Source organism: Alteromonas sp. ABH4_457, assembly GCF_056160625.1.
Genome location: NZ_JBSWXN010000001.1, coordinates 95,241 through 108,020 on the forward strand (window position 1 = coordinate 95,241; position 12,780 = coordinate 108,020).

The following is a 12,780-nucleotide window of genomic DNA, read 5'->3' on the forward strand; positions in this document are numbered from 1 at the left end:
TAGCTGGAAGACAATTTCAGCTCATGTTTAATAAAGGGCTACGTTTCATCGCACCGGTTGATCTTGCCTCACTCCGCTGAGTACCAATCTTGTACTTATGATTTTTTTGCCCTTCTTCCAAACGGGCAAGCCTGAGCGACATACGCAGGGCGATAATCTGAAAGAGGAGTAAATCATGGCAAACGTATTTATTGTTGGTGCAGCAGGTAAAGTGGGTTCACGTTTAGTGAAGCGGTTAAGTGACACCGACCATCAGGTCACGGCCATGCACCGGAAGCCGGAACAAAGCGACAGCCTGACCGGGCTGGGAGGGAAACCCTGTCTTCTTAGCATTACAGATGCCAGCGTCGACAGCTTAGCTACAGCAATGAAAGGCGCTGATACCGTGGTGTTCTCCGCCGGTGCCGGTGGTGCCAGTGTGGAGTTAACGAATGCCGTAGACGGTGAGGGACTGGAAAAGTCGGTAGATGCCGCGCAGGCTGCCGGTGTGAAGCGTTTCATTCTTGTGTCGGTATTCCCGGATGCCGGCCGGGGCAAACATATATCAGAAACCTTTGAAAACTACATGCGGGTGAAGCGTCTGGCGGATGTTTACTTAGCGCAAAGTAAGCTGGACTGGGTCATCCTCCGGCCGGGCACGCTTACGCTGGAAGAGGGAACCGGAAAGGTAAATGCCGGACTCGCCATTAAATATGGTGATATTTCAAGAGATGATGTGGCTGAAACGTTGCTGGCTATTATCGAAAACGAGGGGATCAGCCGTAAAATTATCGAGCTGACTGAAGGTGAAACTCCGGTCAGGGAAGCCATCGCGTTGGTTCCGGACTGATTACGGATACTAAGTAGTAAATTATGCTGGCACTCTGCACCTGTGCAGCAATGCACAGGTGCAGAGAATACAGCATCAGCGTTTAATTACTCTGCAATGATGGCGTCGAAGCCGGCTTTAGAGGCGGCTACAGCGTCCATAGGAGAAAGTCCGTCAGGATAGACTTCCTGTTCAATGACAATCCATTCAGCACCACCATCTAACACTGTTGCACGGTAAATCGCAGACCAGCTTATGTCGTCTTTGCCGATAATGGGCAGCAAGTCACTGTCTTCCAGTACATCGGATTTAAAGTGAGTGGTTAATGTTCTGCCGGGATAGCGACGAACGAAAGCAATGGGATCTTTGTCAGCGTGTACTGTCCAGCCCACATCCTGCTGCAAAATGACTGACTCAGGCGTATGACTGGCTATATAGTCGAAATAGCTGGTATCGCCGTAATCAGCCCATTCCTGAGCATGGTTATGAAAACCAACCTTCATGCCATAAGGTGCCAGCGCTTCAGATAAATCAGTAAGTTCCGCAGCGAATGCTTTAACATCATCACCGTTAAATGCGCGGTCATCCCAGGGAATGATCAGAGCATCAATACCCAGCGCCTGATAAAACTCAACGGTGTCTTCCAGGTTATCCGTTAACTGCGGAGTTTGTACGTGTGCACCACTGGCCGTTAAACCAATGGAAGACAGATACGCTTTTAAGCCGGCAGGATCTTCTGCGTAGGGGCCGAAGTCGCCTGCGAATTCAACACCGTCAAAACCAAGAGCTGCAAGCTTTTCCAGCGTGCCTTTAAAGTCGTCTTTTAATGCGTCTTTTACCGACCACAGTTGCACGCTGATTTGCGGAGCAACAAAAGCTTGTTCTGTCTCCGGGGCTGCTACCTGTGCAGCCGGTTCAGATGCAGTTTGCGTGTTCTGAGCGGGTTGTTCACTGCAACCACCCAGCAATGCTGTTGCGCCAAGGCCAATAGCCAGAGCGACAGGAGAGAGTCGCTTCATTGTTTTAGTCATCATAGTCGTCCTGATTTGAATTCTTTTACTGCGTAATCAACTGCTCTGGCAGTAATTGCCATAAAGGTTAACGAGGGATTTCCCACGCCAGTAGAACAGAAACTGGCACCGTCTGTCACAAATAAATTCGGTACGTCATGAGCCTGGTTATAGCCGTTTAAAATAGAATCTTTCGGGTCCCGGCCCATTCTGGCTGTTCCCACTTCGTGAATAGCCAGGCCCGGCGCCTGACCCAGAATACGCTGTTCAATATTATTGAAGCCGGCTTTTTCCATCATCGAAGAGGCCACTTCCAGCGCACTTTGCATCATGGCATTTTCGTTATCTGACCACTTGCAGTTAATATTTAACTGGGGAATACCCCATTTGTCTTTTTTGGAACTGTGCAGCGCCACCTGATTATCGTGACGGGGAAGCATTTCTCCCTGAGCCTGCAGGCCAATTCCCCAGCCGCCAGGATTGTGTAACAGTGATTTAAAGGACTTCCCAAAGCCATCCATACTGCCCATCGATTGCCAGTCAGCCCGTGATGCACTGCCAGCTAACGCATAACCCCGTTTGAAGTCTTTGTGGTAGCGCCGGGGTTCATAATGGAAGTTAGGAATATACAGCGATGCCGGTCTTCGGCCGGAATAATATTCTTCCTCATAGCCGTCAATGCTGGCGGTCACCAGTGCATTGTAATTGTGGTCCATCAGATAATGGCCAAGTACGCCGGAGCTGTTAGCAATACCGTTGGGGAATTGTTTAGATGTGCTGTTCAGCATGATCTGAGTGGTCCCCAGAGTGGAAGCACATAAGAACACCACTTTGGCGTAATATTCCCGCTGTTTCAGGGTATCGTTGTCGATAACACGTACACCCTTCACGCGATTAGTTTTCTCATCATAGATGAGGCTTTCCACCACGCTGTTTGGCGCAATGTACAGATTACCTGTTCTGGCTGCAGCGGGCAGGGTAGCGCTTTGTGTTGAGAAGTAAGCACCCAGCGAGCAGCCTTTCTGACATTCGTTTCTGGCCATGCACTGTGCACGACCCATCTCCAGATGGATTTTCTTCGGCTTGGTTAAATGGGCGCAACGGCTGATGATGACAGGTTTATCCGGCTCCGCTTCCGCCATTTTTGCGGTGAAATCCAGCTCGGGTTTTGTCATTTCAAACGGCGGTAAAAATACGCTGTCCGGCAATTGTGGCAGGTTGGCCGCAGCCCCGCTGATCCCCACGAACCTTTCTACATACTCATACCAGGGCGCTAAATCCTTGTAGCGGATGGGCCAGTCATTGCCGTGGCCATCTTTCTTATTTGCTTCAAAGTCGAAGGCACTCATACGGTATGACTGACGGTGCCAGAGTAACGATTTACCCCCCAGCTGATTCGCTCTGATCCAGCTGAAATCCGTCCCTTCCTCTGTACTGTAAGGATAATCTTTATCGTTACCAAAGAAGTGTTTTGTCCCGTCATGGAAGGCGTAACACTGCTTTTGAATTTTGTATTGCTCATCAGTAAGTTCTTTTGCCACCTTGGTACGGTTGGCATATTCCCAGGGCGGTACGGCTTCTGAGATATAGTCTTTGCGGTGTTCAACAACACGGCCACGCTCTATCATAAGCGTTTTCATGCCTTTTTCGGTCAGCTCTTTCGCCGCCCAGCCTCCGGTCACGCCTGAACCAATTACGATGGCATCATAAACTTCTGAAGATTCATCTATATACATTTCTTTGTTCATTTCGGTACTTCCGGCTAGTAATAAGCTTTAGAGCTGTAAGCGCTGCCCACAGAGGCGAGAGGCACTGAGCCTTTAAAACCCCCGGGTACAGGCAGGTAAGTCAGTTCTTTTGTCGCGCCCGGCTGAGATGTGTAATAACCAAACACGATCAGGCTTTTAAGAAACTTGAACGTGCCCTTTTGAGCGGCAGAAAAGGGGGCTTCTGCTTTCTCCAGGGCAGTTAACAAGCGCAATTGGGACGCTTCGTTCAAGAGGGAAAACTGTTTAGCGCCAAAGGATGTGGCGTTCTTATCAATGCTGGCAAGCAGTGCGAGAGCTGACTGCTGTTCCTCTTCGCCGTACACCACACTTAACTGATGATCGATAAAGTGGTGACACATGACCTCAGCAGCACCGGGTGTGCTGGTTTGAGGAATAGTCAGCGCGCAAATACGGCGCAGGGTTTCTAATGCATTGACGCTCAATATTGCCGGTAAAGCCGCAGTGGCATCGCCTCTGAAGTGTTGAGCGGCAGCGATGGCATTGCCGCTTAGCAGGGATGCTGCGCCAATGCCCCCTACAGCGGTAAGTGTTTTAAGAAGTTGTCTTCGATTCATCATGGGTCTTGAAAATCCAACTGGTATCCGGAACGTTTTATTTTTGTGATGCTGTGTAAATTGATTTAACAATTTGCGGTGTACCTTAGCGTATTTATGTAACCGGTTTCAATGATTTCTGTGTTTTGTTGTTAGGTTTAATTTTAAATTATTGAATAATAGCTGTTTATTAGTTTTTGGTGCGGTTTTTGTTGCTGATAACGGTTTCTTAAACTGAATAGCGTTCCGTGGTTTCATCTGAAAAATAAAACCATTCATCGTGAAGTTTATCAGGCTTAATCCGCCATTTGGAGGCATGAAAAACCACCTTTTTAATAAGACTGATTTTGGTTAAGTTTAAGAATTATATGGTTTTTTGAATTATGTTAATTACGTGAGTATACTGCCTGCAATTTAGGTTGTGCTGTAAAATTGCTGTTATTGAAAAGTAAGTTTTAATGTAATAGATTGCCTCTGCCTGAAAACGGTTACATTACGGGTGTGGTATCGGGAGGACACGAAATTGCACCCTTTTTAAGAAAATTTTTTCGCAATTAGGGACCAGAGATGAAAGAGACATTTGCCGGAAAACATGGCGTGAAACGTTCGGTGTTGGCATTGTGCGTACTAGCGGCCATCCAACCTGTAACAGCCTTCGCACAAGAGACAGAAGTACCTGATGACAGTGATATCGAAGTGATTAACGTCAGCGGTATCCGGGGCTCTCAGGAAGCTTCCATTTTCAACAAACGAACGGCAGCCACTGTTGTAGACTCTATTGCTGCAACAGATATCGGTAAACTGCCGGATGTAACAATTTCAGACTCTTTGCAGCGTATTTCCGGTGTGCAAATTCGCCGTACTGCGGGTGAGGGTGGTTCACTCAATATCCGGGGATTACCTCAGGTAGTAACTCAGCTGAACGGTGAACAGTATCTTGGTGCAAACTCTGTTGTATCCACTCAACCTAACTTCAGCGATATCCCGTCACCTCTGTTCCGTGGTGCTGATGTATTTAAAAATGCCACAGCCAATCTGGGCAATGCCGGTATCACCGGTACTGTTAACTTAAAAACTTATCGTCCGTTTGATTTTGAAGAAGGCTCTACCTTCAGCGGTGCAGCAGAAATGCAACGTGGCGATGAAACTAAAAAGAACGATCCTAATTTATCTGCATTGTATAACTGGCAGAACGGCGATGTGGGTTTCATGATCTCCGGTACCTACGCCAATGTGAATCTGGCTAACTCGTATAATGGTATCAATACCGGCAGCCCGGGCGATGCCGGCTGGACCGACCGCACCAGTGCTGCGGAAGTTGGCGTGGACGGCCGTGATGGCCGCGTTATCTTAGGTTCACAAGGTTTTTCTGCCTGGAATCAGGGCACTGAACGTGAGCGTCTGGGTCTGAATACATCCATGCAGGTAGATTTGGGTGAAGGTTTTGTTTTCACCGCAGATGTGTTCTATACCGAGCAGGAAGAATACAACCGTAAAGTCGGTTTAAGTGCGACCAACAAGTGGGGCCCCCGCGGCTGGTTTACGCCAACACAGGAGCGTGCCACCGGTGCAATGATTGATGGCGGCGAAATGTATTCCTGGCAAACGGCTGAGCTGTATCCGTCACGTCTGAAGTCATTCACTCAGAATGATGTGTACAACAACAGTTCTACCAACATTAACCTGCAATTAGATTACGATAACGGCGGCGCATTCAGTGGTCAGTTCCGTGCAATTATCGGACGTGCCTCCCAGGAACACCGTCACGGTTATAACGAAGGCGATATGACCAACGGGTCAACCACGCTGGGTCGTACAACTAACCTGGTTCCGTCTGACAAGTGCGGACCCGATGATGTGGTTGTGGGCGATGACGGCGGCTGTCTGCAAGCTATTAATGCTATGGGCTACAGCGAAAATCCGCATCTGACTTATGACACTACCGGTGAGCACCCTGTGTGGAGCGGCTTTGACCGTTCACTGACCGGCGGCCTGGGCGACGGTGCGACTATTGCCGATTACATGGGCAATTTGTCCAGCTACAACATTGGCGCTTTCAGCTCTGAGAACAATGAAAACTCAGAAGGCGACATCAACGCCTTTAGCATGAAAGGCAAATATTTGTTCGACAGCGGTTACGTGACCAGCATCGAAGGCGGTATCCGCTATGGTAAACGCAGCGCAGACTACGAGCGTTATCACCTGTTTTCACCGGTACAAACCGCCGGCTGTATGGCACAGTGGAAAGCGACAGACGTATTGCTGAATGCTGATGCGCCAGCGTGTTCAGACGGCGAGATGGTAAACGGCGAATTCATGCCTTATGCCGCTCTGGAAAGCATTCCTCTTGATCAGTACAACAACGTGGTACAGGTCACAGACTTCGGCCCTGTTTCCGGTATTCCTGCAATCTGGGCGGTTGATCCTGCAGATTACGATGATCCTGAAGCCTTCCATAACCGCGTTTTCGGTGAATCGGTAAAACAAATCGTTCCCGGTTCCAGCTTCAGCGCTGATGTGGCTGAGCTAAGCTACTTCCTGCAGGCAAACTTCGAAGGCATGGACGGCTTGCTGACCGGTAACGTGGGTATTCGTGTTATCGAAACTGACCTTACTGTGAAGCAGAACATTGCCGGTGATAACCTGCCTTACAGTGGTACCGCTATTGATACCGGCGATGTGGTTTCAAGCCGTGACTATACTGATGTGTTACCAACTCTGAACCTGTCTTACAGCATCACGGACAATGTAATTGCACGTTTTGCTTATTCAGAAAACATGACACCGCTTAACCTGAATCAGTACGGTGAAGGTTTAACGTTAAGCAATGCGTTAGATTCAGTAGAAGGCAGCCCGACACAAGGTCAGTTCATTGTGACCGGTGGTAGCCTGGCGGGTAATCCGCAGCTTGATCCATGGCGCTCGACTAACTACGACGTGTCGTTAGAATGGTATCCCGGTCAGGCCAGTATGGTATCTGCTGCACTATTCCGTGTTGAAATTGACAGTTTCACTGTGAACCAGACGGTAGACATGGAAATGCCGGATGCCGACGGAATAGTACGTCGCAGCGTACCAATCACTACGCTGGTTCAGGGTGACGGTGGTACGCTGGAAGGTTTTGAAATCGGTGCGAAAATCGCGTTCAGTGACTTCATCGAAGGTGAGTCTCTGTTAGCCAGCTTCGGTATGGATACTAACTTCACTTATTCACCCAGTGAAGGTTCCGGTACTGACATTTACGGCGAAGAGAATATGTTTAACGACAACTCTGAGCGTCAGTTTAACGTTATCGGCTGGTATCAGGGCGACCGTTTTGAAGCACGTATTGCTTACAACTACCGCAGCGAACGCTTAGCCGGTCAGGGTGGTTGGGGAGCTTTGAACCTTTATCAGGCCCCGACATCTTATGTGGACATTTCTGCCAGCTACGACATTGATGAGAACTTCTCTGTCTATGCGCAGGGCTCGAACATCACTGGCGAGTACGAAGATTATTACCTGCAATGGGAAGATCAGTACGCCTTCCAGAACTACTATGAAACCCGCTACATCGTGGGCGTAAGAGCGAAGTTCTGAGCTTAAGCAGAAAGTCGTGAAGCGGGGGTACGAATAGTACCCCCGATGTTTTACACTGCATGAATTATTAAAAAAGCGTGAAGGGAGTTTGTTGAATTCCCTTACCATTCCAGCGTAGAAAGTATCGACTATGGCCACTATCCGTGATGTTTCCAGAGAGTCAGGCTTATCAATAGCCACCGTTTCAAGAGCTATCAGTAACCCTGAAATGGTCTCAAAGCAAAGTCTCCGCCGTGTGAATCAGGCGATAGAGAAATTGCAGTACCGGCCAAATCTCACCTCTCAAAAATTTCGCTTACAGCGCACTAACACCATTGTAGTGCTGGTACCTAATATCGCTAATCTGTTCTTCGCGCAGTTAATCAGTGGCGTTGAAGATACGGCTGCAAAGCATGGTTTTAATGTGTTGCTCGGTGATACCCGTGACAGTGCCAGCCGGGAGCAGGAATTTATTCAACTGGTGGAAACCCGTCAGGCGGACGGATTAATTCAGCTGACTCCCCACAATGACAAAGCTGTTTTGCCTATTAAAGATGTAAAAGCCGTGAATGCGGCTGGCTGTGCCGGTACCCCTTACTATTCTGTTCGCATCGACAATGAAGAAGCCGCTGCCAAAATGGTGACGTATCTGATCAGTCAGGGCCACCGCCGCATCGGTATGATTTCCGGCCTGAAAGACAACCTTCACTCCATGGCCAGGCAGGATGGCTATAAACAGGCGCTGGAAAATGCGGGCATTGCCTTTGATGAAGAGCTGGTGGTTGAAGGCGACTTTTCGTTCTGGTCCGGATTTAATGCAGTGAAGCATTTCGTCAACATGGACGAGCGGCCTACGGCGCTTTTCTGTGCCAACGATGAAATGGCAATCGGAGCACTTAAAGGCTTAAAAGAGAAAGGTCTGAAAGTACCCGATGACATTTCTGTCACCGGATTTGACGATCTGGATATGGCCAATTACTGCGATCCTCCATTGACCACTATCAGGCAGCCTGCTGTGAGAATGGGGGAAGAAGCTGCCGAATTGCTGTTCCGCATAATTGAAGGTGAACAGCCGAAACTTACCGAATACATTTTACCGTTTGAAATCATTATCCGGGAAAGCACGCGGGCGGTTAAATAGCACTCTTCTTGCTGCGTGCACGCCGGTTAACCTCAGGAAATTGAAATGAAAAAAAGCCTCTTGTGCATGACACTGTCCATTGTCATGTCAGTGCACGCATCCGCAGCAGAAATAGCGACGTTATTTACTGATCACATGGTGTTACAGCGTGACAAACCGGTCAATGTGTGGGGCACAGGTGCGCCCGGCGAAACTGTCCGTGTTGTGATAAATAACGTGGAACAAACCACAACGGTAACAGCTTCAGGGAACTGGACCCTTTCGTTACCGGCACAAGCAAAAGGCGGCCCTTATACTCTTTCTGTGCAGGGCGATAATACCTTGTCATTTGATGATGTGTGGTACGGCGATGTGTGGATTGCCGCCGGGCAATCCAACATGGAATGGGATTTAAAAGACCACGTTACAGGTAATGAAAAAGCACTGGCTGAAGCCGGTAATGCACGCATTCGCCTTTATGATGTACCAAATACCCTGTCGCCGGAAGTGCAGACCACATTGCCTGAGAGCAAGTGGCAGGTCGCCAATGCCAGCACCGCCGGTGCATCCTCTGCCGTGGCCTGGTTTTTTGCTGAAAAAGTCTCATCAGAAGAAGATGTAATGGTGGGCATTATTGAAAGTAACTGGGGCGGCACACCGGCAGAAGCCTGGATTGATTTGGCGACGGTTGAAACTGTGCCCGGCTACCGGGAACAGGCTGAAGCAGTAAAACGCAACCCTGACTGGGCAAAAACGCTGCGTGACAACGACACGCGAAATACCGAAAAGTGGCGTCGTATCGACAGTGAAGCCGTAGCACTGGCTACCGGTGCGGCTGAGGTTGATTATGATGACAGTCAATGGTCTGAAGTCGCCCTGCCGAACAGTACACCGTTTACTGAATTTACCTGGTTGCGACATACCTTCACGCTTACAGATGATGATCTGTCGAAATCTGTCACGATTAATGTGGGTGACATTGTTCAGAACGCTTTTGTGTTTATCAACGGTCACGTGATTGCTAAAGAAGACTGGCGCAATGGTGATTCACTGCATCACCTGCCTGAAAAGTGGCTGCGGCGGGGAAAAAACGTATTCGCTATCCGGGTGACGAACGACTGGGATAACAAAGCCTATGTGGGCCGGCCGGCACAAATCTGGCGCGAAGTCGGCTCTGAGAAAGTTGATATATCCGGACAATGGCGGGGCACTAATACCATTGAGCCCCCTGTTCCTGAGGTTGAAAACTACACCTTCACTCCCGGGTTTTTGTATAACGCGATGATAAATCCCTTGCTACCTTACCGGGCAAAAGGCGTTATCTGGTATCAGGGTGAAAGCAATGTCGATCGTCAGGAATACTACGCAGACTTATTTAAAACACTGATCAGGACATGGCGCAAAAAGGCGGATGACGGCACATTGCCATTCCTGTTTGTGCAGCTTTCAGCATTTTTGAAACCACAGGCCTTACAGCCCGACAGTGCATGGGCTTACCTGCGGGATGCACAAAAAGAGACGTTATCTCTGCCGGATACTGGCATGGCTGTGTCCATTGATGTGGGTAATCCGGACGACATTCATCCTAAAAACAAGCGGCCTGTGGGCGAGAGGTTATGGCGTCAGGCGGCCCGGCAGGCGTACGGCCATCAGGATATCGTAACGTCAGGGCCGGACTTTTCAGGTATGGATATTAAAGGCGATAAAGTGACGTTACGTTTCAGTAATGCTGAGGGCCTGACAACAACAGAAGGTAACGCACCTGCAGGCTTTATTATCGCCGGTGAAGATAAGCGGTTCTTTCTTGCTGACGCGGAACTGGACGGTGAGAAGATTATATTAACTAATGCGAATGTGAAGAAACCTGTTGCCGTGCGCTATGCCTGGGCTGATTATCCGGTCGTGAATCTGGTGAACGGGGAAGGCTTACCCGCAGTACCCTTCAGAACGGACAACTGGACCGCTTCATCGGTAACCGCAGGGCAGTAGCGTCACACCGTTTGACGGGTTACATTCGTTAATACATTGTTTATTGACGACAACCGGTTTCAAAAAGGTAAAATGGTGACTGAGCCTCACCGGCCTTAATGGAACATGCTATGAAGTTGTCGTCTTTTGACGTTCTCGTCATTGCTGGCTATCTCTGTGTTGTCATTCTGCTTGGAATGGGAATAGCCAGATTTAACAAAAAAAACACAACAGATTATTTTCTCGGCCAGAATAAAATCCCCTGGCCGTTGCTCGGGCTGTCCAATGCCTCAGGCATGTTCGATATCAGTGGCACCATGTGGATGGTGTACCTGCTTTTTATCTATGGTTTGAAAAGCGTATTCATTCCCTGGCTCTGGCCCAGCTTTAACCAAATTTTTCTTATGATTTTCCTTTCCGTCTGGTTGCGCAGGTCGGGTGTGATGACGGGGGCAGAATGGATACGGTTCCGGTTTGGCGAAGGGCGGGGGGCCACGCTGAGCCATATCATTGTGGTTGTATTTGCGTTGATCAGTGTGCTGGGGCTTCTCGCTTACGGATTCACCGGCATCGGCAAGTTCGCTGCGGCCTTCCTGCCCTGGCAGTTAAGTACAGATGTCAGGCTTAACGAAGTGCTTTACGGCGCTCTGATCACCGGGTTTACTGCGCTTTATGTTGTACGTGGTGGCATGGTGAGTGTGGTCTACACAGAGGTGTTACAGTTTTTAGTTATGACAGCGGCCTGCATTGCCATCGGTGTGATTGCAATGATGCAGGTTTCTCCTGGCATGCTGGCTGCAGTGGTGCCTGAGGGATGGACATCACTGTCGTTCGGCTGGCAACTGGATTTGGACTGGCAAGCGTTGTTGCCTGAGGCTAATGAACGCATTGCCGGTGACGGCTATTCGCTGTTTTCGCTTTTCATTATGCTGGGACTTTTCAAAGGCATTTTGCAAAGCCTGGCCGGGCCTGCGCCTAACTTTGATATGCAGCGTATTCTTGCTGCGCGCACACCGTCAGAGGCGGCTAAAATGAGCGGTTTTGTCAGTATTGTACTGTTATTTCCCCGCTACATGATGGTCACCGGCCTCACCGTACTGGCGCTGGTTTATCTCACGCCGGCTTTAAATCAAATGAACAGCGCTGCAGATTTCGAGCAAATATTACCGCTGACCCTGGCCAATTTTATTCCGTCAGGTCTGCTGGGGCTTATCATTGCAGGGCTGCTGGCGACTTTCATGTCTACCTTTGCCGCTACCTCAAACGCCGCACCGGCCTATGTGGTCAACGATATTTATAAACGCTACATCAATCCTGAGATACCGGAAAGAAAGGCGCTGAAACTCAGCTATCTGGTGTCTGTTCTTTTCATCGTCTGTGGTTCGTTACTCGGGTTGTTTGTACCGTCACTGAACAGTATGGTGATGTGGCTGGTGTCTGCGTTATACGGTGGTTACACGGCAGCGAACGTGCTGAAGTGGTACTGGTGGCGTTTCAACGGCATGGCATTCTTTTGCGGCATGACGGCGGGAATCATTCTGTCGGTCTTTCTTATGTTCACGGACATTCAGCCGTTGTATGCGTTCCCGTTTTTATTCGGTTTCTGCTTGCTGGTGTGCATTGGCGTCAGCCTGCTCACCCGACCGGATGATATGGGGGTGCTGAAGGCGTTCTATCAGAAAACCCGTCCCTGGGGCTGGTGGCAACCAGTCGTGCGGGCGCTGCAGGAAGATGGCGTCGCAATAACTGCGAACAACCAGTTTAAAAAAGATGCCGCTAATGTGGTGGTGGGTGTTATCTGGCATACATCATTAACCGCAGCACCAATCTTTATGGTCATTAAAGCGTGGGAGCCTTTTGCTATCAGCCTGTCTGTGATAGCTCTGTGCACTGCGTGGCTAAAAATATTCTGGTGGGAACCGCTGAAGCGCACGGCGGAGTGACAAGAGGTTGTATATGGTAAAGTCACGGTTTACTCTGCGTTCAGAATAGT

At 49.3% G+C, this 12,780-nt stretch carries 8 protein-coding genes; 5 read left to right on the forward strand and 3 right to left on the reverse strand.

Annotated features, from left to right (window positions below; all coding sequences use genetic code 11):
- Nucleotides 1-175: 175 nt before the first annotated feature.
- The gene (locus ACXAGR_RS00380; RefSeq protein ID WP_474843330.1) at nt 176-829 is read left to right on the forward strand and encodes an SDR family oxidoreductase; all 654 of its coding nucleotides are present in this window, start codon (nt 176-178) and stop codon (nt 827-829) included.
- Nucleotides 830-915: 86 nt separating this feature from the next.
- Here the strand turns inward: ACXAGR_RS00380 and ACXAGR_RS00385 are convergent, their stop codons facing one another.
- The 3 genes from ACXAGR_RS00385 to ACXAGR_RS00395 are packed head-to-tail and all read right to left on the reverse strand — an operon-like array spanning nt 916 to nt 4,165.
- Nucleotides 916-1,842 carry a sugar phosphate isomerase/epimerase family protein gene (locus ACXAGR_RS00385; protein ID WP_474843328.1) on the reverse strand — a complete coding sequence of 309 codons (927 nt, stop codon included), beginning with the start codon at nt 1,840-1,842 and terminating at the stop codon, nt 916-918.
- The gene (locus ACXAGR_RS00390; RefSeq protein ID WP_474843326.1) at nt 1,839-3,566 is read right to left on the reverse strand and encodes a GMC oxidoreductase; all 1,728 of its coding nucleotides are present in this window, start codon (nt 3,564-3,566) and stop codon (nt 1,839-1,841) included. The genes ACXAGR_RS00385 and ACXAGR_RS00390 overlap by 4 nt, the downstream gene beginning before the upstream one ends.
- A gap of 14 nt (nt 3,567-3,580) precedes the next feature.
- On the reverse strand, nt 3,581-4,165 hold the full coding sequence (locus ACXAGR_RS00395) for a gluconate 2-dehydrogenase subunit 3 family protein (protein WP_474843324.1): 585 nt from the start codon (nt 4,163-4,165) through the stop codon (nt 3,581-3,583).
- 543 nt (nt 4,166-4,708) lie between these two features.
- Here ACXAGR_RS00395 and ACXAGR_RS00400 point away from each other — a divergent pair.
- The 4 genes from ACXAGR_RS00400 to ACXAGR_RS00415 all read left to right on the forward strand — a co-directional run bounded on the left by ACXAGR_RS00400 (nt 4,709) and on the right by ACXAGR_RS00415 (nt 12,730).
- Nucleotides 4,709-7,720 (forward strand): TonB-dependent receptor, encoded by a 3,012-nt coding sequence (locus tag ACXAGR_RS00400; RefSeq protein ID WP_474843322.1) that lies wholly within the window; start codon nt 4,709-4,711, stop codon nt 7,718-7,720.
- 130 nt (nt 7,721-7,850) lie between these two features.
- The gene (locus ACXAGR_RS00405; RefSeq protein ID WP_474843320.1) at nt 7,851-8,840 is read left to right on the forward strand and encodes a LacI family DNA-binding transcriptional regulator; all 990 of its coding nucleotides are present in this window, start codon (nt 7,851-7,853) and stop codon (nt 8,838-8,840) included.
- A 45-nt stretch (nt 8,841-8,885) separates the two neighbouring features.
- A complete protein-coding gene (locus ACXAGR_RS00410) occupies nt 8,886-10,808 on the forward strand; it encodes a sialate O-acetylesterase (protein ID WP_474847442.1) in 1,923 nt (640 codons plus the stop codon).
- A 110-nt stretch (nt 10,809-10,918) separates the two neighbouring features.
- Nucleotides 10,919-12,730: a sodium:solute symporter family protein gene (locus ACXAGR_RS00415; RefSeq protein WP_474843316.1), complete on the forward strand. Its 1,812-nt coding sequence runs from the start codon at nt 10,919-10,921 to the stop codon at nt 12,728-12,730.
- The last annotated feature ends 50 nt before the right edge of the window (nt 12,731-12,780 follow it).

Excerpts from the sequence above, each read along its gene's own strand:
- ACXAGR_RS00380 (WP_474843330.1), top strand. The coding sequence starts at position 176 with ATGGCAAACGTATTTATTGTTGGTGCAGCAGGTAAAGTGGGTTCACGT.
- ACXAGR_RS00385 (WP_474843328.1), bottom strand. The coding sequence starts at position 1,842 with ATGATGACTAAAACAATGAAGCGACTCTCTCCTGTCGCTCTGGCTATT.
- ACXAGR_RS00390 (WP_474843326.1), bottom strand. The coding sequence starts at position 3,566 with ATGAACAAAGAAATGTATATAGATGAATCTTCAGAAGTTTATGATGCC.
- ACXAGR_RS00395 (WP_474843324.1), bottom strand. The coding sequence starts at position 4,165 with ATGATGAATCGAAGACAACTTCTTAAAACACTTACCGCTGTAGGGGGC.
- ACXAGR_RS00400 (WP_474843322.1), top strand. The coding sequence starts at position 4,709 with ATGAAAGAGACATTTGCCGGAAAACATGGCGTGAAACGTTCGGTGTTG.
- ACXAGR_RS00405 (WP_474843320.1), top strand. The coding sequence starts at position 7,851 with ATGGCCACTATCCGTGATGTTTCCAGAGAGTCAGGCTTATCAATAGCC.
- ACXAGR_RS00410 (WP_474847442.1), top strand. The coding sequence starts at position 8,886 with ATGAAAAAAAGCCTCTTGTGCATGACACTGTCCATTGTCATGTCAGTG.
- ACXAGR_RS00415 (WP_474843316.1), top strand. The coding sequence starts at position 10,919 with ATGAAGTTGTCGTCTTTTGACGTTCTCGTCATTGCTGGCTATCTCTGT.